An 18,777-nucleotide genomic window follows, 5' to 3' on the forward strand; every position below is an offset into this window, starting at 1 on the left:
TCAGGAGCCGATCAGCCCCAGCACTTCTTCAGGCCTTCGGCGACGTCGATCGACGGAACGCCCTTAGCCGGCTTGTCGGTGACCAGCGAAACACCGGTGTCGAAGAAGTCCTTGCCAGCGGTAGGCTGTGGCTTGGTGCCGGTGTCGGCGAACTTCTTGATTGCTTCGATGCCGAGTGCAGCCATCATCAGCGGATATTGCTGCGAGGTTGCGCCGATCACGCCTTCCTTGACGTTTTTCACGCCAGGGCAGCCGCCGTCAACCGATACGATCAGCACGTCCTTCTGCTTGCCAACGGCCTTGAGGGCTTCGTAGGCACCGGCAGCGGCTGGCTCGTTGATCGTGTGGACGACGTTGATATTCGGGTTTTTCTGGAGAAGGTTTTCCATGGCCGTACGGCCGCCTTCTTCATTGCCGTTGGTGATGTCGTGGCCAACGATGCGCGGATCGGTTTCGTCGCCGATCTTGTTCGGGTCCTTCGGGTCTATGCCGAAGCCGATCATGAAGCCCTGGTCACGCATGACGTCGACGGAAGGCTGGGCAGGCGTCAGGTCAAGGAAGGCAACCTTGGCGTCCTTGGCCTTGTCGCCGAGCGTTGCGGCAGCCCATTGGCCGATCAGCTTGCCAGCCAGCAGGTTGTCGGTTGCGAAGGTCGCATCGGCAGCATTAACCGGGTCGAGCGGCGTGTCGAGGGCAATAACCAGAAGGCCAGCGTCACGGGCTTCCTTGACGGCAGGCACGATGCCCTTGGTGTCGGAGGCGGTCAGCAGGATACCCTTTGCGCCATCGGCAATGCAGGTTTCGATCGCTGCAACCTGGCTTTCGCTGTCGCCGTCGATCTTGCCGGCATAGGACTTCAGCGTAACGCCCAGTTCCTTGGCCTTGGCGGATGCGCCTTCCTTCATCTTGACGAAGAAGGGATTGGTATCGGTTTTGGTGATCAGGCAGGCTGACACGTCAGCGGCTTGCGCGCCTGTCGAAAAGACAACGCCAAGAGCCAGGGCGCCAAGCGTGGCGCCGATCAAATTGGTCTTCATATGGATCCTCCCAAGGACAAAGATAAACGCACCCTCTCAAGGGGCCGTCCGGTTCGCATGGTCCATCACCTCTCCCGTGTTGGCCCCCCATGCTTCCTGCCTCAAGAAAACACTATTCCAAATCGCTGTCAATAAATAAATCGAGTTGAATTATTAATCCACTGTGGCATGCTTGGCCCGGTCTTGGCAGGGCGGGAGGAGCCTGTGCCGGGCTGATACGGAGTAGGATGCTCAGCAGAATTGGTTGCCGGGCCAGGATGGCGAAATGCCGATCCGGCGGAGCTCGGGGCCTGGAAATTCCTGTCGCACGCGGCTTTCTGGCCGGGTTGGACGGGATGGGAGGATGATCGATGACAGAGGGAATGAATGCGGGGCTGGCCATGCCGCCCGCTGCCCTCGAGACGAGTGGCGGCGCCAATCAGGTCGGCGTGCGCGCCTATAACGAGCGGCTGGTCATGTCGCTGGTGCGCCGGCACGGCAGCCTGTCCAAGGCGGAAATTGCCCGGCGCAGCGGTCTCTCGGCCCAGACGGTGACGGTGATCATGCGGGTGCTGGAGCGCGAAAAGCTGCTGGTGCGCGGTGAGCCGGTGCGTGGGCGTGTCGGCCAGCCTTCGGTGCCGATGCGGCTCAATCCGGATGCGGTCTATTCGTTCGGGGTCAAGATCGGAAGACGCAGTGCCAATCTGGTGCTGATGGATTTCGTTGGAACGATCCGCCATGAGGTGCGTCGCACCTATCCTTATCCGATGCCCGGCCTCTTACTGGATTTCATCGTCGGCGGCATTTCCGATATCGAGGGCAGACTTTCTGTCACAGAGCGGGCCCGAATTGCCGGTGTGGGCATCGCAGCCCCGTTCGAATTGTGGAGCTGGGCGGAAGAGACCGGCGCGCCATCAGAGGAAATGGATGTCTGGCGCGATACCGACCTGAAAGCCGATGTCGCGGCCCGGATCGGTTATCCGGTCTTCATCCAGAACGATGCGACCAGCGCCTGTGCTGCCGAACTGGTGTTCGGGGTTGGGCCGCACTATCCGGATTTCGTCTATTTCTTCCTCGGCTCCTTCGTGGGCGGCGGCATCGTGCTGAATTCCTCGCTGTTTTCCGGGCGCACCGGCACAGCTGGCGCGGTTGGGCCGTTGCCGGTGCAAAGGCGCGATGGCAAAACCGTCCAGCTTTTGAAGATCGCTTCGATTTTCGTATTGGAAAATCTGCTGCGCGACTATGGACAGGATAGCCAGTCCCTATGGTATTCGCCGAGCGACTGGGTGGACTATGGCGAGCCGCTGGAGATCTGGATCCGCGATACCGCCGCAGCGCTGGCCCAGGCGATTGTGGCGGCGGCATCGATCATCGACTTTTCCGCTGCCGTTATCGATGGCGGTTTTCCGCAATGGGTGCGCCAGCGTCTTGTCGTGGCCATACAGGAAGCGGCGCGTGATCTCGACCTCCAGGGTGTATTGATGCCCGAGATCGTCGAAGGCGCCGTGGGCCACCAGGCACGGTCGGTTGGCGGTGCCAGCCTGCCGCTGTTTTCCCGTTATCTTTTGGATCAGAACGTGTTGTTCAAGGAGTTATTGTAAATGCTGAAGGGTCTCAACCCCATCCTCAATCCCGAATTGCTGGCCACCCTGCGGGCCATGGGGCATGGTGATGAAATCGCCATTGTCGATGGCAATTATCCCGGTCTGGAACATGCAAGGCGGCTGGTGCGGCTGGATGGGCACGGTCTTATTCCGGTGCTGGATGCCATTCTCTCCGTTCTGCCGATCGACGATTTCGTGCCGGAAGCGATTTTCCGCTCTACCGTCGGCAAGGATCGCGATGCACTTGACCCGGTCCATGAAGAAATCATCGCCTGCTGCGCCGCCCATGAGCCGAAACAGCCGGTAGTGCCTTTGCTGGGACCGGATTTCTATCCCCGCGTCAAGGCGGCACATACAGTTGTGCAAACTGGCGAACCCCGCCTTTATGCCAATGTCATTCTTAAGAAGGGCGTGATATATCCACAATAACCTCTGATTGTGTTAGTCGCATTGGCGGACCTGCGGCTGCAAGGGGCGAGATGCCCTGGATGAGGTTTTGAGGTAGGTGAGGCCGTGCGGGACGTCCTGCACGGCCTTTTTCATGTTCAGATCGCAGTAAAGCCGTTGTCCACGAACAGATGGATACCATTGACGAAGTGAGATTCGTCGCTGGCCAGATAAAGTGCTGCGCGGGCCACGTCTTCCGGTTCGCCGATGCGACCCTGCTGGGCGATGATGGCGGCATCCGAGACATCGACGCCCAGGGCTTGCAGGTCGGTCAATTCCCGCAATCCATGCGGCGTGCGGATAAAGCCGGGGCAGACAGCGTTGCAGCGAATGTTCCGGTCGCGAAATTCCACGCCGATGGCGCGGGCAAACATGTGGACCGCGCCCTTGGTGGTGTCATAGAGCACTTCCATCGGCGTCGCAGCCACGGCTGATATCGAGGAGGTGCAGACGATGGAGCCGCCGCCTGCGGCAATCATGCCGGGCAATACGGCTCTGGTCATCAGGAACATCGAGCGGACATTGACCGCATGCAGCCAGTCCCATTCTTTCAGTGTGGTTTCCAGGAATGGTTTGATGACGATGGTACCGGCGTGATTGAACAATACGGTGACGGCCCCGAACCGGTCCTCGACACCCTTGACTGCAGCCTGAACGGCGTCTTCCTCCGAGACATCGGCCACCCAGAAATCGGCCGTGCCGCCAGAATCGCGAATATCCTTGACCGTCCGTTCGGCTTCCTCGCCATTGCGGTCGATGATGGCGACGGCAGCACCTTCCGCTGCAAATAGCCGCGAGGCTGCTCCACCCATGCCGGTTGCGCCACCGGAAATGATGGCGATTTTCCCCTTCAGTCTGTCTGTCATGCGTTCCCGTCCTTGTTGTTATGTGGATGATATTGTCGTGCTCACGGCTTCGACAGGCTTGCCCGGGTTGAGCGCGGCGTCGAGAGAATGAGGCTGGTTTCGCTATTGGTAATACCGGGAACCAGCCTTACACGGCGCAAGACACTGTCGAAATCCGTCAGGGTTGTCGCGCCCAGCTCGACGATCAGGTCCCAGCGCCCATTGGTGGAATGCACGGCGGAAATCTCGGGAAAACCGCTCAGCGCCCGGATCACCTTGTCAGTGACATGGCCCTGGATTTCGATCATCATGATGCCGCGCACACCCAGATCGACCGTATCGGCCCGCAGGATCACGGTATAGCCGAGAATGGTGCCATCACGCTCCAGCCGTTCCAGCCGCGCCCGCACCGTGGCGCGCGAGGTGCCGGTTTCCAGCGCCAGATCGGAAATGCTGCGCCGGCCGTTATGGCGCAGAAGCGTTACCAGCCGTTCATCGAGATCGTCCACCGTCTTCTCACTTTGAGCAATAAAACTGCCATAACGATAAGCCATATGGACATTATTGCCAATCTATATCGTTCAAATCGCCAGTTTCTGATGGTTGAATGTCGCTAACAACAGGAGAGACGTATGGAGTGCAGATTGATCGGAGTTCCCTTGCAGATCGGTGCGGGCCGTCTGGGCTGTGAAATGGGACCGAGCGCGCTGCGCATTGCCGGGCTCGGCCCGATGCTGGAAGAGCTTGGCCATCGCGTTACCGATCTCGGCAATGTCGCGCCCGCCGCCTTCAAGACCCTCAATCATCCCAATCCGGCTGTGCATCACCTGCCGGAAACCGTGGCCTGGATCGAGACCTTGTCCGAGGTCGCCTACCGCGAAAGTGCGGATGCCATGCCGATATTTCTCGGTGGTGACCACGCGCTTTCGGCTGGCACGGTGCCGGGACTGGCGCGGCGGGCGGCGGAACAAGGCCGTCCGCTTTTCGTGCTCTGGCTGGATGCCCATACCGATTTCCATACGCTGGAGACCACGGAAAGCGGCAATCTGCATGGTACGCCGGTCGCTTATTTCACCGGTCAGTCCGGTTTTACCGGTTATTTTCCTGAACTCGCCGAAGCGGTCGATCCGGCCCATGTGGCAATGATCGGCATTCGCAGCGTCGATCCAGCCGAACGGGCCGCTTTGCGCCGGACCGGCATCACCGTGCATGACATGCGGATGATCGACGAGCATGGCGTTGCCGTGCTGTTGCGGGCCTTTCTGGACAAGGTTCGGGCCGCGAATGGCTTGCTGCATGTCAGTTTCGATGTGGATTTTCTCGATCCGATGATTGCGCCCGCCGTTGGCACCACGGTGCCTGGTGGTGCTACCTTCCGCGAGGCGCATCTGGTGATGGAAATGCTGCATGACAGCGGCCTGGTTTCCAGCCTCGATCTGGTCGAACTCAACCCTTTCCTGGACGAGCGGGGCCGCACCGCAATCCTGATGGCGGATCTGACCGCCAGCCTGATGGGACGGCAGGTCATGGACCGTCCGACACGCGACTATGCCGGGAGCGTTTGATGAGTGCTATTGCCAATCTGAATATCGTCCCCTTCGTCAGCGTCGATCATATGATGAAACTTGTGCTGCGGATCGGGGTCGAGATCTTCCTGACCGAACTCGCCGCGGTGATCGAGGAGGATTTTCGCCGCTGGGAGATCTTCGACAAGACGCCGCGCATCGCCTCCCATTCCAGCGACGGGGTGATCGAATTGATGCCGACCAGCGATGGCACGCTCTACGGCTTCAAATACGTCAACGGCCATCCGAAGAACATGCGCCAGGGCCGCCAGACGGTGACGGCCTTCGGCGTGTTGTCGGATGTCGGCAATGGCTATCCGATGCTGCTGTCGGAAATGACCATTCTCACGGCATTGCGCACAGCGGCGACCTCGGCTGTGGCGGCAAAATACCTGGCCCGGCCCGATTCCCGCTGCATGGCGGTGATCGGCAATGGCGCGCAAGCCGAGTTTCAGGCGCTGGCCTTCAAAGCAATCTGTGGCATCACGCATCTGCGGCTCTATGATATCGACCGCAGCGCCAGCGACAAATGCCTGCGCAATCTTCAAGCAAGCGGATTGGCGATAACGCTGTGCCATTCCTCGCAAGAGGCGGTCGAGGGCGCCGATATCATCACCACTGTCACCGCCGACAAGCAATGCGCCACGATTCTCACCGACAACATGGTCGGCCCCGGTGTTCATATCAACGCGGTTGGCGGCGATTGCCCCGGCAAGACCGAATTGCACCGCGATATCCTCACCCGTGCCGAAATTTTTGTTGAATACCCACCCCAGACCCGCATCGAGGGGGAGATCCAGCAAATGCCGCCTGACCATCCCGTCACCGAACTGTGGCAGGTGATGACCGGCATTGCTTCAGGACGCAGCGATTCGCGCCAGATCACTCTGTTCGATTCGGTCGGCTTTGCCATCGAGGATTTTTCGGCTCTGCGCTATGTGCGCAGCAAGCTGGCCGAGACCGGGCTTTTCACCGAACTGGATCTGCTGGCCGACCCCGATGAGCCTCGCGATCTCTATGGGATGGTGTTGCGCGCCGGGACTTCCACCGGTTGATGACCAAAATTTCATGATTGTCGGTATGGACCCTTTTGCCTCGCTCCCCATTTCTGAATGGAACTGAGTTTTGCAAAGGATCAATCATGGACATCGTTCGCATTTTATTTGCTATCATTCTGCCCCCGGTCGGCGTTTTTCTCCAGGTTGGCATTGGCCTACAATTCTGGCTGAATATTCTTCTGACATTGTGCGGCTATATCCCCGGCATCATCCATGCCATCTGGGTGATCTTGCGCCGGTAATCTCCTGAATTGACGCCTTTACCAAGGGTCATTGAAATGACCCTTGGTATTAATGATTATCGGCGGGCGGTCATGGCGATTGACAATGACGCCAAGCCGGATGAACTTGGCCGCCCGTGGTGCCGGTTGGAGGATTGGCGCCCGTATCGCTTGGGAGGCCTGCCGTATGACTGTCGATCTGGTCGAGTATTTCGACGCCTATGCCCGTGATTATCAGCCTTATAAGGGCGGCAGCTGGTGCTATGAGGACGGTTGTCTCTATGCCGGGCTGATCGCCCTTCACGAGGCGACGGGTGATACCAGATGGTCGGCGCATCTGAAGCGGCTGGTCGATGACCAGTTGGATGATCAGGGCCAGATGCGTGATTACGTGCTGACCGAGTATAATATCGACAATATCCTGCCGGGCCGGGCGTTGATTTTCCTGCTGAAAACGACTGATAACAATCGGTACCGGATTGCGGCGGACCGGCTTGCCCGACAATTGCAAAGCCATCCGCGTCTCGGTGCCGGTCCCTATTGGCACAAGCTGCGCTATCCCCATCAGGTCTGGCTGGACGGGCTCTATATGGGTCTCGCCTTCAAGGCCGAATACGGCAAGCTGGCTGGCGAGGAGTCTATGGTCCGCGATGCGCTGGAGGAATTGCTGGTCACGCTCGACCTGACCTCGGATGGTGTGAGCGGACTTTATCGCCACGGCTATGATGAGGAACGGCTGCAAGCCTGGGCCGATCCACAAACCGGCCTGTCGCCCGCCCATTGGGCGCGGGCGATTGGCTGGCTGGCGATGGCAATGGTCGATCTCTACGGCCTGGTGCCAGAGGGGGCGGATAAGTCGATGCTGGCCGAAAAGCTTGGCGGACTTCTGACCCGGCTTTCACACTTGCGCACCGGGGATGGCCGCTGGTTGCAGGTCATCGATCAGCCCGATCTTGCCGGCAATTATCCTGAAAGCTCTGCCACGGCGATGTTCGCCTATGCCTCTCTGAAGGCAGCCCGGCTCGGAATTGCGGGAGCAAAGGCGGAGCTTGGCGCGGAGGCATTGGCAAGTCTTCACCGCCATGCACTTGGTCCCAACGCCTCTGGCCGGATGGTGATGAAGCAGATTTGTTGTGTGGCCGGATTGGGCGGGTTTGGCGGCGTCTACCGGGATGGCACGCCCGCCTATTACCTGTCCGAGGCGTTGAACGACGACGACATCAAAGGTGTTGGCCCATTGATGATGGCTGAAGCAGAGCGTCTGCGCTGTGCGACACACTCCGCATCTCCCGCATTGGTCTGACGGGAGATGCCTTTTTCCGGTTGTTATTTGAGATTGAAGCGGAACGGCACCGTAATCGTCTTGCTCACACCTGGTGGCGGTGCGGGCACTGGCGAGGCACGTTTTATGGCATCGACCGTTGCCTGATCCAGATTCGGAAACCCTGAAGAGCGGGAAATCGACACCGAGAGAACATTGCCTCTGTCATCGATCTGGAAGCGGGCGTAAACCGTGCCTTCCTCCTTGTTGGCGCGGGCTTCGCTTGGATAGCGCTTGCGTCGTTCAAGATAGGAAGCCAGCCGTGCCTGCCAGTTTTGCGGGCTGACGCTCGATGAAAACAGGCCGGAACTGGTGTTGGAGGCCGCCGTCCTATCCGATTGCGTCACCTCTGCCTTGGCCTCGCGCTGGGCTTTCTGGGCTAAGGGTTGCGGGGCGGCTTTCGGTTGCTTCTTTTTAACCGGTGTCGTGTCTGCGCTCTCCACCGGCTTTTGCATCGGACGAGTTACCGGCAGCGGCACTTCCACATTTTCCAGTTCCTTGCTCACCTGTTCTTCGACCGTCGGTTCTTCAACCGGCTTGGGCTCCGGCTCCGGCGGTGGTTCGGGCTGCACTTCCGCAACGTCGGGTGGCGGTGGTGGCGTTTCCTCGACTTTTTCAGGCGGTGTCGGCTCCGGTGGCTGCACCTCGGGCGGCTGTGGCACGGGTGGCGGCTCGACCGGCTGCGGCGGTTTCTCCACCGCCTCGGATTTTACCTCTTCGGCATCCTGCTGATCGGGCGTGACCTGGTTTTCCTCGACCTTGGCAGCGACCGGTTCGGGAGCCAGCTCAATCATGATGGCGGCAGGCGGGGCACCGGCCAACGGCTCTTCCGGCTCTTGCAGCATTAGCACCACGGCACCGGCATGGGCGGCAAACACCAGGGTTCCGGCTGTACACCAGAGCAACCAATCGAGGGCGGAACTGCGCCGCCCTGTCGGGTCCGCTTGCCTGCTCATTGGCCGTTGGTATCCTCTGCGGGCGGCGTAATGCTGGTCGCCTGCGGCAATGTTTCCACCCCAACCAGGGCGATCTTCAGATAACCTGCGTCGCGCAGCAGGTTCATCACCGTCATGAATTCGCCGTAGCCGACATTCTTATCGGCGCGCAGGAAAATCCGCGTGTCTTTATTGCCCTTGGAGACCTGGTCCAGCACGGTCGGCAGCCTGTCGCGGCTGACCGTGTTATTGCCAAGCGCCAGGCTGAGATCCTGTTTCAGGGTGAGATAGACCGGTTCGTCCGGCCGTTTGGCCGGTGTGGCGCTGGAAGCGGGGAGGTCGACATTGACATCGACAGTCGCCAGCGGCGCGGCCACCATGAAAATGATCAGCAGAACCAGCATGACATCGATGAAAGGCGTGACGTTGATCTCGTGGTTTTCAACCAGATCGTCGCCGGAATTTTCGCGGATACCTCCAGCCATCGGATTACTCCGTTACCACCTTGAGGCGCGCGGCGCGCACATCGGCCGGCACCTTGCGGAAATCGAGATCCCGGCTGACCAGCCGTTCCACCGCCGTTGCCGCATCCAGCAATTGCTGGCGATAGCCGGTCACCGCGCGGGCAAACACGTTATAGATTACTACGGCGGGAATGGCGGCAACCAGACCGATCGCGGTGGCCAGCAGCGCCTCGGCAATACCAGGCGCGACGACGGCAAGATTGGTGGTCTGTGATTGCGAAATGCCAATGAAGGAATTCATGATGCCCCAGACGGTACCGAACAGACCAACAAAGGGGCCGATGGAGCCGATGGTGGCGAGAATGCCGGTTCCGGCGGTCATGCGGCGTCCGGCGCGCGATTCGATCCGCGACAGGGCCGAGCTTACCCGTTCCTTGACGCCGTCATTGCCGGCATAATCGAGCGCAGGCTCTGACAGTTTCAACTCGCGTGCAGCGATCAGCAGCATGTCCGGCACGGTGCCGCGCCGCTTCTGCAATGCGCCCGCCGCCTGCGAGAGGGAGCGCGCGTCCTGCAACACAGCCAGACCGCGCCGCACCCTGGCCTTTGAGCCGGAGAGCTGAAGGGTTTTGACAAGGAGGATGGTCCAGGTTGCGACCGAGGCCAGGCCAAGGGCAATCATCACTGACTTCACCACCCAGTCGGCGGCCATGAACATGCCAACAGGGGAAAGGTCGTGGGGAATGTCGGAGCGCTGCACTGCGGCGGGAGCCTCCACGGCGACGCCTTCGGTGGGGGAGGCTGACGGAGCTGGTGTGGCGGTGCCCGCTGATGGGGCTGCCAAATTGGCAGGTGCCGCAGGTGTCTCTTGTGCCGGTGTTTGGGCAGGCGTGGCTGGGGCCGGTTTGCTTGTGGTTTGAGCGGGTGCCGTCCCTTGCTGGGCGAAGGCGGTGGCTGAGCTCATCAGCGTGCCGGTTATCAGCAGACCCGAGCCAATAACCACGGTCATGCTCACGCGAGCGAGCGAAGAGGAGCGACGATACGCCATCAAACAACCTTCCGATCAAAATCCATTGCCGGTGCAGGCATGTCCTGCGCATGGCGGGGCAGTGCCTTTAATTGTTTGTCGATATTAAAGTTGAGTTATGTTTTCAAGTATAATCTTGCCAAGGATGCATTTTCCCAGAGCTTGCCCCCGAGCTTGCCAGGGAAAAGTGGCTTCCGGTTTTCCCGATCAGGCAAGCTCCAACAGAAGATCAGAGAGACTGCCTGGTTCAGAATGAAGCGGGCAGTCTCTCGCGCTTGCCAGGGAAAAGTGGCTTCCGGTTTTCCCGATCAGCGAGCGTGGTGCATGGCGGATTTTGCCTGCGAAGACCATGGGAAATTGCCCCTGCCGGGTGTCGATCATTGCCAATGAAGGAACATTTTCAGTCGCTTGCCGTTCTCCTGCCGATAATTCTTTCAAGGAGCCTGTCATGCTGCACTGGATTTTGATTTTTCTGCTGATTGCCGCCGTCGCCAGCCTTCTCGGCTTTCGGGGCGTGGCCGGGGCTTCTGCCGGTATTGCGAAAATCCTGATCTTTATCGTGTTGGTGATCTTCATTATCGCCTTGGTCAGCGGCATTGTCATCGTCGCATAAAATACGAGTGTTAAGATAGGTGCGCTTTATCTTGCGTCATTTGGCGCAGGAGAAGCTGCCCGCTCCTTGCCCCCCAAGGCGGGCGAAGCCGAAGTCCGCCGGGTCTCCAGCTGGCGGACTTCGGCTTCTTTGTTATGAGGGAAGATTGGTATTATATCGTTTGATCTCGGACAAAAGTCAGTTGTCAGAAAAAACACCGATCAGATAAAAGGACGGCGCATCATGCCGTCGGGCGTCCAGTTTGCAGCATCTTGAAGACCGGCGCTGTCAAGGATCTCACATCCACGGTCCAGCCAGCGGATTAGGCCACGGGCGGTCAGCTTTTTCAATGTCTTGTTGGTGTGAACGATCGAAAGGCCGAGCGTATCGGCAACATGCACCTGGGTGATTGGCAAATAGGGTTTTTCCGCGTCGATAAGCCCAGCCACCCGGCCGCGATCATCCAGGAAAGCAAGCAGATAGGCGGCTCGCTCCACGGCGGTGCGCCGGCCGATGCTGATCAGATGATCGTCCAGCATGCTTTCTTCGCGTGAAGCAATCCAGGTCAGGTCGTAGCCAAGGCCTGGATGTTTTTCAAAGAGGGAAAAAAGCCGTTCTCGCTCGAACACACAGAGCCGCATGGGTGTCAGCGCTTCGACGGAATGGGCCATTTCATCAAAAACCGCGCCCTGCAAACCGATCATGTCGCCCGGAACCACGTAATTCAGAATCTGCCGACGACCATCCTCGAGGATTTTATAGCGAAAACCCCAGCCGGTCAGGGTTGTGTAGAGATGGGCGCTATGGCTGCCTTCAACAAGGATTGTCGTCCCCGCGTCAGCATGAAATTCACCCTTTCGGAACGCACGGACGAATTCGAGTTCGCCGGGTGTAAATTCGCGGAAATGGTCGTTGAGGCGAATGGGGCAGACCAGACAGGCCGTGTGAATTCCGTTCTTGAGCCGATCTCCATGTCTTGCCGGTTCCTCTGGCATTCCGTCTCCTTATAGCAAGTCTCGAAATTGCTCACGCATACGCAACTGACAGGAATTTAAAATATCTCAAACACGCCAGTGGCTTGAGATGTTTGAAAAGAGCCATTTTCGATTGCTCTGCGTATTATTCGCTTATCTTTTCAGTAAAGTATCAGGAGGAACAAATGTTCCTGATTGATGACGGGTGACATGTCTTTTTTAAATGACCCGGAGCGGTGCAGCGTCGATAAGGGCTTTTAAGCAAAAAGGTTAATCAATGACTGAAAAACCGCTGCATGTACTGGTTGCTGAAAAGCAGGCCTTGATCGCGATCGAGATCGAGGTCTTGCTCACGGAAGTGGCAGGCGGCAAGATCACCGTCTGTCTCCCTCGCGATATGCCATTGAGATTGAGCGAAGCCCGCTATGATGTGGTGCTGATCGATGCGACCATTACGGCGGAGCATAACCGTACGCGGTTCGATCTTATTCGGAATCATCATGCCGGGGTGGTGTTTTTGACCTCCTTCGACGAGGTGCCGGGGTTTAGCCAGCCAGAACCTGGCTTTGCACTCCTGACGAAGCCGTTTGACGAGCAGCGGCTCCTGGCTGCGGTATTCGAAGCAGCGACTAATCGAGATCCGATGGGCGCTGGTTTAGAGACAAAGATCGAGGGGAGTGGCGCCGATCAGGGGCCGCACAGATGACAAGCAAATCTCTCCCGGTCGGGGCGACCTGCGCGCCGACCGGGAGATGTCATTATACCGCGAATGCGCGTTTCGTCACCGCAGCGTCATGGGCGTCGGGTCCGAAATCGCCTTCACCGCTCACGCCGAGAATTTCCTGCAGGCGGTTTCGTGCCCGGTTGATCCGGCTCTTGATGGTGCCAACAGCGCACCCGCAAATTTCCGCCGCTTCCTCATAGGCGAAACCGGAAGCCCCTACCAGAATGATGGCTTCGCGCTGGTCGCTCGGCAGTTGATCAAGCGCCTTTTTGAAGTCTTGAAGGTCCAGCGAACCGTATTGCTGAGGATGAACGGCAAGCTGTGAGGTGAAAATGCCGTCGGGGTCGGAGACCTCACGACCGCGCTTGCGCATTTGCGAATAGAATTCATTGCGCAGAATGGTGAACAGCCAGGCTTTCATATTGGTGCCCGGTTCGAAGTGATCCTGCTTTGCCCAGGCTTTCATGATCGTATCCTGGACAAGGTCATCCGCCACGTGGTGCCGTCCGGCCAGCGACACGGCAAACGCGCGTAGATTGGGCAGGGCAGCCAGCATATCTCTCTTGAAGCCGCGATCATCCGATTGCTTTTCAAGGGTCATCGAGCAGTGTCCTTCCTGTCGCACTGTTTCCCTGCATTTTGTTCGGCGGCATCCAGACGCTCAAGCAAGTCCATGAAACGGTCCGGAATCCCTTCCTCCTGGACGGAATCGTAGAATTTCCGGAGCTTGCTGCTGATCGTGCCGTGTGCTTCAGCCGGGATTCCCTCGGTTCCATCCTCTCCTGCGTCACGATGATTATGCTGGTTGTTCATGATGTCTCTGACGGTTGATTTTAATGTCAGGCTTAACGGACCATATCTGAGAAGGTTCCGCTTCTCCCCGCATATTTTTTCTCCGTGTTATCTCTGGCGTCAGACATGAGGTGAGGAGGAAATTATACTGAAATTATAACGCGTTAAATTGAAATGTCGCATATCGCGCACAAGATGTCGAGTGATAGCATTTCATCAAATTAAGGTGAAATGATAACAATCCTCAATTGCCGGCTGTGGCAGACGGTAATCTCTGGAGCCAGACGTTGTGCTGCGCTTGAGGCGGGCAAAAATTTTCCAGAGCTTCCAGTTTGTCGCTGGCGGGTTTGCGACAAAAAGTGACGTCTTGACGAGGCGGGTGGAACTTTAGCCCCAGCTTTTCGTTTCTAAATCAGTTGTTAACGGAGTCCAGATCCATGCTTTATTATTCTCTCGTCTTTCTCGTCGTCGCTCTTATCGCCGCCGCATTGGGTTTTGGTGGTATTGCTGGCGCTTCGGCCGGTATTGCAAAGATCCTGTTCTTTGTCTTCATCGTGCTCTTCCTGATTTCGCTGGTGAGCCGTCTGTTCAGGCGCGCCTGACATCTGCGAACTGGTCATAACGACAGGGCCCGGCCATCGCCGGGCCCTGTTGCGTTTGCTGACCGGAACGGAAAGCAAAACGAGCGTGAAAAACCTCACAAGGCCTTCTCGCTATGCCTTTGGGTGTCCAGGGTCTTATGGATATCTGGAAAAATTCAGAAGCGGTTATTGTCCAAGGCCACAGCCTGAACCTGTTTTTGGGAGCCACCCTGGCTTTTCAGCGCTTGCAGTTCGCCCACGCCCATGATTGAGCGAATACGTGTTTTTCCTGCCAGCAGGCCTGGGGCGACGGGAATACAATCCCCATACATCTTCAGGGCATAGCCTTCCAGACGACGCAATTTCGCCGGTAGATCTGCTCGGCACAGGGTCGCATCGGCATAGTCGATCACTGCGACAGGCCGGTCTATGCAATCCGTTCGTTCGGGATGACAAGCAACAATCACCATTATTGCCGCAAAGCTCATCATGGCCAATCTCCTTACCCTTCAAAAGGGTAACGGCCCGGCTATTCGCTTGTTCCTGATGGGACTGGCGGAAGAAGGGCAACATGGGCATGCTGTGGCTAAAATATCACAATGATCAGCTGCAAGTACCCGGGAAACCCGATGGTTCCCCGGTGCAAGTCGATCTCAGAAGCTGGCTTTGTGCGTAGCTCCGTGAATGAGGTCATGGATATATTGCAGTTTCACCAAGACGGGCGCGGACAGCACAAAGGGGTAGAGATCCGGTTGACCCATGCTGCGGTTGATACTGTTGACGGCGACTGTCAGCGGAACCCATGCGTCGATCAGGGATCTTACACCATCCACTCTATAGGGGTCGAAATCGACTTTAACGGTCAGGTTTTGTTCGTCGATGATAGGACGGGTGCGCAGGCCAAACGCATAGGCCGTTTCCAAGGCATCGACAATATGGATGTAGTGCGCCCAGGTTTCGGCGAAATCTTCCCAGGGGTGGCTGGCGGCGTAGGCGCTGATGAAACTGCCTTCCCAACCCGGAACCGGTCCATTGGCATAATGCCGTTGCAGGGCTTCACCATAATCTTCTTCGTCATTGCCGAAAATTGCCCGGCATTGCGCCAGTTGGTTGCCGTCGCGCACCAGCACATTCCAGTAGTAATGGCCAACTTCGTGGCGGAAATGCCCGATCAGGGTTCGGAACGGTTCGCCCAGGGCCACGCGCCTTGCTTCACGCTCCGCATCGGAACCCTCGGCGATATTCAGGGTGATCAGGCCGGAATCATGGCCGGTCATGACGGGCTGCCCGCCGGTGCGGGCTGAATCATCTTCCAGGAACTCGAATGCCAGCCCGTCCGGGGTCGCTTCGGTGCGCGTGACCAATGGCAGGCCGAAACGCTGGAGCGAATAAAACAACACATGCTTGGCATTCTCGATCTTGCGCCAGTTTTCGAGATTATCGCTGCTGGAGAGATCCGGAATAACCAGATTGTGGCGGCAGGCGAGGCAAAATTCCTCACCGTCCTCCACCAGCCAATTGCAGGCGTCATAGCGCGCATTGGCGCAGAGCCGAATAAAGCCCTGCTGCGACACGCCATCAATCAACGCGGCATTGCTGGAATCAATGGCGATAAACCCGTTATCGGATGGGCGAAAACCCAGTAGAGAATGGCAGGACAAGCATTGGGTGTTGTCGAAGAACACCATGTTTCTGCAATTGGAACAATTAAAGAGGCGCATCAGGGCTCCATGGCTCGCTCCTGCACAATCGCTCGCAACCCGGTATGGTGTCGCGACAGGAGTATGCAGCAGGTTTGAATTGTATCGCAAGCGGACGTGCATCGTTTCCGATGCGCCATATTGCGGCGGGGTGCAGTGTTGCGGCGTGTAAACGCATTCGCATTCAAAAACGCCCGCACGCACAAAGCCCGCGCTTACAAAAGATTGGCAGGAGGAATAGGTTCCCTTGTCAGGGATGCTGCTGCATAATTTTCTCCTTAAATCGGAATCGATTTAAGGAGAAAATTATGCAGCCGATTTAAAGTGTTACAGCGTCCTTTGTGTGTTTTGTAAAACGCACGGCGCTGTAGCATGAAATACAGTTATTCATGCAGTTCGACTGGAAAGGTCAGCTCATAATAGACGCTGTCCTTGTCGAACCGGTGGACGACATGGCCGTTGACGGAGGCGGGTACGACACGTTCGAGCACCGTGCTGCCGAACCGTCCCCTGGCGCGTTCCAGATCCTCGCCGGTCAGCGTTTCAATTGGCTCGTTCCAGGTTACCCTGATTTCCTCGCCATGCCGAGTCCATTGCTGATGACAGGCGACGTCAATTTTCTTGCGTTGGCTGATGAAGTCGCCGTGGCTGACCGCGTTGACAATCAGTTCATGCAGGGCGAGCCCGATATGCAGGGATGCATTGGGTGACAGCAGAACATTGTCACCGGAGACCTGAACGAGATTTGCCGTTTCCGGCACGTATTTTTCCAATTGCTGGCGGACCAGATCCTGGAAATAAGCGCCGCGCCAACTGGAATCGGTAATCAGGTCCTGCGACATCGACAGCGCATGCAGCCTGCCGCGAAACTTCCCCAGAAACTGGTCGAGCGTCCCGGAATAGCGGGCCGTCTGGAAAGCGATGCTTTGAATGATCGCCAGCAGGTTTTTTGACCGATGGCTGACTTCACGCAACAGCGCACGCAACAGCCGTTCGCGGCGCTTTTCCTCGGTCCGGTCCACCAGGATCGTCATCATGCAGACGTCTTCCGGGCTGATGCGGATCATTCGGCAGCGAAATTCAAACACCGTATCGTCGCCTGGCTCCACGCTCAGTTCCGCACCCTGGTCCGCTTCGACCAGTCCGGCTTTCAACTCCCGCAACTGGGCGCCGATTTCGGGTCCGAAAATCGAATCGTCACTGGGTTCTTCGCCATGGGCGAGCGGCCAACGCTGGGGCAGGGATGTAATGCAGATATAGCGTCCGTCCATGTCCTGAAGGGTCAGACTTGCGCCAATATCCAGCAAGGCCGTGATAAAGAACTCACGCAAGGGCCTGTCAGCACGCTGCGGTTCGAACCATGTCAACCGATTTACCAAGTGCTTCTCTCCAGCGGCGGTAGCCCTCTTTCAAGGGCGCGCGGCATCCATGCGCCTGCATAGTTTCACCAACATCGCAATGACGACCCGTTTTATCCGGCGCCTCGTGCTTCGACGCTATCCCCTCGTTGACTGCGAGGCCAAACCGAACCGGTCAAAAATCGCATGGTCCAGCCGTCAGGCATCCTGTTTGGCATGTTCGTTGAAGAACAGTGCCTGGCTGATCAGTGCCTTGACCATATCGGGATTGAACGGCTTGGTGACGAGAAACGCCGGTTCAGGCCGCTCGCCGGTCAGCAAACGTTCCGGGAAGGCGGTAATGAAGATCACTGGCACGGTATCCACCTTCAGGATATCGTTGATGGCGTCGATGCCGGAGCTTCCATCGGCAAGCTGGATGTCGGCAAGCACCATTTTCGGGTTGGTTCGGCCATAAAGCTCCACGGCTTCCTTGTGGGTGCGGGCAATGCCTGTAACGCGATGACCGAGATCTTCCACCATCTGCTCAATATCGAGCGCGATCAGCGGTTCGTCTTCGATAATCATGATGTCGGTCGCCACCTGACGGGAAATTTCGACGGCAGCCTGATTGAACAGACCCCGGAAGTCGCTGTCGCTGACATCAAGCACTTCGGCAGCTTCCTCATAGGTAAAGCCTTCGACTGATATCAGCAGGAAAGCGTGACGCTCACGCGGAGGAACGGCCAAAAGATTAGAAGCGGCCCGTTTTTCCCAGGCAAAAGGCGAGGTCATCGGCCGGATTTCGACATGGGTCGAGCCAAAAATCGTGACAAACAGTTTATAAAGCGAAACCCGATCACTGCTGGCTTCGGGATAGACCGAAAGATCGGCGATCAGAGCCTCCAGAACAGCGGCGACATAGGCGTCGCCCGATGTCTGCGAGCCCGTGACAGCTCGGGCATATCGCCTCAAATAAGGAATATGAGCAGCGACGCGGGTGGTAAGGGACATTCAGCTTCTCCAGTTTGCACGAATGCAGCATAAACTCGCTAGCAAACGCGGCGATCCAAAAAAAGTTCCAAAATTCGTCCGGCGATTTGCCCGATCCGTGCGGGGTGCCGGTCGATATCGATCCATTCTATCCACTTCATGACCTGCACCTCTATTACGGTGCAAAGAGACCGATGTGTCCTCGCTTCGAAGAGATTGCAATATATCAAATCTGTCAAAGGCTTGAGATATTAGCAAAGGGTATGACTGGTGATCTTCAATGATTTTCGTCTTTATGGGCAAGGCAAACCATTGTCGCGAGACCGGGGAAAGAATGGGGAAGGCGTTAAAATCAGATGATGCTCACGAGTTTATGCTAGCCGATCGGCGAAGTTCAAGACGCAAATTCTGCGACTATGCTTTCCTGCCCAAATCATTGAACGCTTTTCGGTCTGTAGGGGCAAAAAGGTTTTGATTCGATCAACAACCCCTGGATTTCTAGAATTGCTATAGATATCCACAGTGGTTTAAACAAGCAGCGATATTCATTCTGGTGTTCAGGGTCAATGCATCGGATACAG

Annotated in this window: 22 protein-coding genes; 9 read left to right on the top strand and 13 right to left on the bottom strand. The window is 57.4% G+C overall.

What is annotated here, in order from left to right; all coding sequences use genetic code 11:
• Positions 1-11: 11 nt before the first annotated feature.
• On the bottom strand, positions 12-1,037 hold the full coding sequence (locus V6582_RS13040; RefSeq protein WP_070167066.1) for a sugar ABC transporter substrate-binding protein: 1,026 nt from the start codon (positions 1,035-1,037) through the stop codon (positions 12-14).
• Positions 1,038-1,387: 350 nt separating this feature from the next.
• On the opposite strand from V6582_RS13040, the gene V6582_RS13045 reads away from it, so the two are divergent.
• The gene (locus V6582_RS13045; protein WP_156633834.1) at positions 1,388-2,617 is read left to right on the top strand and encodes an ROK family transcriptional regulator; all 1,230 of its coding nucleotides are present in this window, start codon (positions 1,388-1,390) and stop codon (positions 2,615-2,617) included.
• A complete protein-coding gene (locus tag V6582_RS13050; RefSeq protein ID WP_156633832.1) occupies positions 2,618-3,049 on the top strand; it encodes an RbsD/FucU family protein in 432 nt (143 codons plus the stop codon). It abuts the gene before it with no gap.
• A 116-nt stretch (positions 3,050-3,165) separates the two neighbouring features.
• On the opposite strand, the gene V6582_RS13055 is transcribed toward V6582_RS13050, so the two are convergent.
• Both V6582_RS13055 and V6582_RS13060 read right to left on the bottom strand, forming a co-directional pair.
• On the bottom strand, positions 3,166-3,933 hold the full coding sequence (locus V6582_RS13055) for an SDR family NAD(P)-dependent oxidoreductase (RefSeq protein ID WP_156633831.1): 768 nt from the start codon (positions 3,931-3,933) through the stop codon (positions 3,166-3,168).
• Positions 3,934-3,974: 41 nt separating this feature from the next.
• On the bottom strand, positions 3,975-4,421 hold the full coding sequence (locus V6582_RS13060) for an Lrp/AsnC family transcriptional regulator (RefSeq protein WP_337739370.1): 447 nt from the start codon (positions 4,419-4,421) through the stop codon (positions 3,975-3,977).
• A gap of 123 nt (positions 4,422-4,544) precedes the next feature.
• Between V6582_RS13060 and rocF the strand changes: the two genes are divergently transcribed.
• From rocF to V6582_RS13080, 4 genes are all read left to right on the top strand, one after another.
• Positions 4,545-5,477, top strand: a complete 933-nt coding sequence (gene rocF, locus V6582_RS13065; protein WP_156633827.1) for an arginase — start codon at positions 4,545-4,547, stop codon at positions 5,475-5,477.
• Positions 5,477-6,532, top strand: a complete 1,056-nt coding sequence (locus V6582_RS13070) for an ornithine cyclodeaminase (protein WP_156633825.1) — start codon at positions 5,477-5,479, stop codon at positions 6,530-6,532. The genes rocF and V6582_RS13070 overlap by 1 nt, the downstream gene beginning before the upstream one ends.
• A gap of 86 nt (positions 6,533-6,618) precedes the next feature.
• The gene (locus V6582_RS13075; protein ID WP_156633823.1) at positions 6,619-6,777 is read left to right on the top strand and encodes a YqaE/Pmp3 family membrane protein; all 159 of its coding nucleotides are present in this window, start codon (positions 6,619-6,621) and stop codon (positions 6,775-6,777) included.
• 166 nt (positions 6,778-6,943) lie between these two features.
• On the top strand, positions 6,944-8,059 hold the full coding sequence (locus tag V6582_RS13080) for a glycoside hydrolase family 88/105 protein (RefSeq protein WP_156633886.1): 1,116 nt from the start codon (positions 6,944-6,946) through the stop codon (positions 8,057-8,059).
• 23 nt (positions 8,060-8,082) lie between these two features.
• On the opposite strand, the gene V6582_RS13085 is transcribed toward V6582_RS13080, so the two are convergent.
• From V6582_RS13085 to exbB, 3 genes are read right to left on the bottom strand one after another with little or no spacing between them, the layout of a single operon-like run.
• On the bottom strand, positions 8,083-9,033 hold the full coding sequence (locus tag V6582_RS13085) for an energy transducer TonB (protein WP_156633821.1): 951 nt from the start codon (positions 9,031-9,033) through the stop codon (positions 8,083-8,085).
• Positions 9,030-9,497, bottom strand: coding sequence for a TonB system transport protein ExbD (exbD, locus tag V6582_RS13090; RefSeq protein WP_156633819.1), 468 nt, complete (start codon positions 9,495-9,497; stop codon positions 9,030-9,032). Before exbD ends, V6582_RS13085 begins: the two co-directional genes overlap by 4 nt.
• A gap of 4 nt (positions 9,498-9,501) precedes the next feature.
• Positions 9,502-10,524 (bottom strand): tonB-system energizer ExbB, encoded by a 1,023-nt coding sequence (gene exbB / locus V6582_RS13095; protein WP_156633817.1) that lies wholly within the window; start codon positions 10,522-10,524, stop codon positions 9,502-9,504.
• 427 nt (positions 10,525-10,951) lie between these two features.
• Here exbB and V6582_RS13100 point away from each other — a divergent pair, with 427 nt between their 5' ends.
• On the top strand, positions 10,952-11,116 hold the full coding sequence (locus V6582_RS13100; protein ID WP_041698999.1) for a DUF1328 domain-containing protein: 165 nt from the start codon (positions 10,952-10,954) through the stop codon (positions 11,114-11,116).
• 200 nt (positions 11,117-11,316) lie between these two features.
• On the opposite strand, the gene V6582_RS13105 is transcribed toward V6582_RS13100, so the two are convergent.
• Positions 11,317-12,090, bottom strand: a complete 774-nt coding sequence (locus V6582_RS13105; protein ID WP_156633815.1) for a Crp/Fnr family transcriptional regulator — start codon at positions 12,088-12,090, stop codon at positions 11,317-11,319.
• 256 nt (positions 12,091-12,346) lie between these two features.
• Between V6582_RS13105 and V6582_RS13110 the strand changes: the two genes are divergently transcribed.
• Complete coding sequence (locus V6582_RS13110; RefSeq protein WP_156633813.1) at positions 12,347-12,775, top strand: hypothetical protein; 429 nt, start codon at positions 12,347-12,349, stop codon at positions 12,773-12,775.
• A gap of 52 nt (positions 12,776-12,827) precedes the next feature.
• Here the strand turns inward: V6582_RS13110 and V6582_RS13115 are convergent, their stop codons facing one another.
• Both V6582_RS13115 and V6582_RS13120 read right to left on the bottom strand, forming a co-directional pair.
• A complete protein-coding gene (locus tag V6582_RS13115) occupies positions 12,828-13,394 on the bottom strand; it encodes an RNA polymerase sigma factor (protein ID WP_012654255.1) in 567 nt (188 codons plus the stop codon).
• A complete protein-coding gene (locus tag V6582_RS13120; protein ID WP_156633811.1) occupies positions 13,391-13,606 on the bottom strand; it encodes a NepR family anti-sigma factor in 216 nt (71 codons plus the stop codon). Before V6582_RS13120 ends, V6582_RS13115 begins: the two co-directional genes overlap by 4 nt.
• Positions 13,607-14,022: 416 nt before the next feature.
• On the opposite strand from V6582_RS13120, the gene V6582_RS13125 reads away from it, so the two are divergent.
• The gene (locus V6582_RS13125; protein ID WP_012654256.1) at positions 14,023-14,187 is read left to right on the top strand and encodes a DUF1328 domain-containing protein; all 165 of its coding nucleotides are present in this window, start codon (positions 14,023-14,025) and stop codon (positions 14,185-14,187) included.
• A 155-nt stretch (positions 14,188-14,342) separates the two neighbouring features.
• Here V6582_RS13125 and V6582_RS13130 read toward each other — a convergent pair whose 3' ends face one another.
• The 4 genes from V6582_RS13130 to V6582_RS13145 all read right to left on the bottom strand — a co-directional run bounded on the left by V6582_RS13130 (position 14,343) and on the right by V6582_RS13145 (position 18,217).
• Positions 14,343-14,657: a hypothetical protein gene (locus V6582_RS13130; protein ID WP_156633809.1), complete on the bottom strand. Its 315-nt coding sequence runs from the start codon at positions 14,655-14,657 to the stop codon at positions 14,343-14,345.
• A 162-nt stretch (positions 14,658-14,819) separates the two neighbouring features.
• Entirely contained in the window at positions 14,820-15,887 is a 1,068-nt protein-coding gene (locus V6582_RS13135) for a zinc-binding metallopeptidase family protein (RefSeq protein WP_156633807.1), read from the bottom strand.
• 362 nt (positions 15,888-16,249) lie between these two features.
• Positions 16,250-17,245 (bottom strand): sensor histidine kinase, encoded by a 996-nt coding sequence (locus V6582_RS13140; protein ID WP_156633806.1) that lies wholly within the window; start codon positions 17,243-17,245, stop codon positions 16,250-16,252.
• Positions 17,246-17,422: 177 nt separating this feature from the next.
• On the bottom strand, positions 17,423-18,217 hold the full coding sequence (locus V6582_RS13145) for a response regulator (RefSeq protein WP_156633804.1): 795 nt from the start codon (positions 18,215-18,217) through the stop codon (positions 17,423-17,425).
• Between the last annotated feature and the right edge of the window lie 560 nt (positions 18,218-18,777).

It is taken from the genome of Agrobacterium vitis (assembly GCF_037039395.1).
In the GTDB taxonomy this organism is placed as follows: domain Bacteria; phylum Pseudomonadota; class Alphaproteobacteria; order Rhizobiales; family Rhizobiaceae; genus Allorhizobium; species Allorhizobium vitis_E.

What these genes read in the sequence shown, in the direction of transcription:
- V6582_RS13040 (WP_070167066.1), bottom strand. Translation starts at nt 1,037, where the DNA reads ATGAAGACCAATTTGATCGGCGCCACGCTTGGCGCCCTGGCTCTTGGC.
- V6582_RS13045 (WP_156633834.1), top strand. Translation starts at nt 1,388, where the DNA reads ATGACAGAGGGAATGAATGCGGGGCTGGCCATGCCGCCCGCTGCCCTC.
- V6582_RS13050 (WP_156633832.1), top strand. Translation starts at nt 2,618, where the DNA reads ATGCTGAAGGGTCTCAACCCCATCCTCAATCCCGAATTGCTGGCCACC.
- V6582_RS13055 (WP_156633831.1), bottom strand. Translation starts at nt 3,933, where the DNA reads ATGACAGACAGACTGAAGGGGAAAATCGCCATCATTTCCGGTGGCGCA.
- rocF (WP_156633827.1), top strand. Translation starts at nt 4,545, where the DNA reads ATGGAGTGCAGATTGATCGGAGTTCCCTTGCAGATCGGTGCGGGCCGT.
- V6582_RS13070 (WP_156633825.1), top strand. Translation starts at nt 5,477, where the DNA reads ATGAGTGCTATTGCCAATCTGAATATCGTCCCCTTCGTCAGCGTCGAT.
- V6582_RS13075 (WP_156633823.1), top strand. Translation starts at nt 6,619, where the DNA reads ATGGACATCGTTCGCATTTTATTTGCTATCATTCTGCCCCCGGTCGGC.
- V6582_RS13080 (WP_156633886.1), top strand. Translation starts at nt 6,944, where the DNA reads ATGACTGTCGATCTGGTCGAGTATTTCGACGCCTATGCCCGTGATTAT.
- V6582_RS13085 (WP_156633821.1), bottom strand. Translation starts at nt 9,033, where the DNA reads ATGAGCAGGCAAGCGGACCCGACAGGGCGGCGCAGTTCCGCCCTCGAT.
- exbD (WP_156633819.1), bottom strand. Translation starts at nt 9,497, where the DNA reads ATGGCTGGAGGTATCCGCGAAAATTCCGGCGACGATCTGGTTGAAAAC.
- exbB (WP_156633817.1), bottom strand. Translation starts at nt 10,524, where the DNA reads ATGGCGTATCGTCGCTCCTCTTCGCTCGCTCGCGTGAGCATGACCGTG.
- V6582_RS13100 (WP_041698999.1), top strand. Translation starts at nt 10,952, where the DNA reads ATGCTGCACTGGATTTTGATTTTTCTGCTGATTGCCGCCGTCGCCAGC.
- V6582_RS13105 (WP_156633815.1), bottom strand. Translation starts at nt 12,090, where the DNA reads ATGCCAGAGGAACCGGCAAGACATGGAGATCGGCTCAAGAACGGAATT.
- V6582_RS13110 (WP_156633813.1), top strand. Translation starts at nt 12,347, where the DNA reads ATGACTGAAAAACCGCTGCATGTACTGGTTGCTGAAAAGCAGGCCTTG.
- V6582_RS13115 (WP_012654255.1), bottom strand. Translation starts at nt 13,394, where the DNA reads ATGACCCTTGAAAAGCAATCGGATGATCGCGGCTTCAAGAGAGATATG.
- V6582_RS13120 (WP_156633811.1), bottom strand. Translation starts at nt 13,606, where the DNA reads ATGAACAACCAGCATAATCATCGTGACGCAGGAGAGGATGGAACCGAG.
- V6582_RS13125 (WP_012654256.1), top strand. Translation starts at nt 14,023, where the DNA reads ATGCTTTATTATTCTCTCGTCTTTCTCGTCGTCGCTCTTATCGCCGCC.
- V6582_RS13130 (WP_156633809.1), bottom strand. Translation starts at nt 14,657, where the DNA reads ATGATGAGCTTTGCGGCAATAATGGTGATTGTTGCTTGTCATCCCGAA.
- V6582_RS13135 (WP_156633807.1), bottom strand. Translation starts at nt 15,887, where the DNA reads ATGCGCCTCTTTAATTGTTCCAATTGCAGAAACATGGTGTTCTTCGAC.
- V6582_RS13145 (WP_156633804.1), bottom strand. Translation starts at nt 18,217, where the DNA reads ATGTCCCTTACCACCCGCGTCGCTGCTCATATTCCTTATTTGAGGCGA.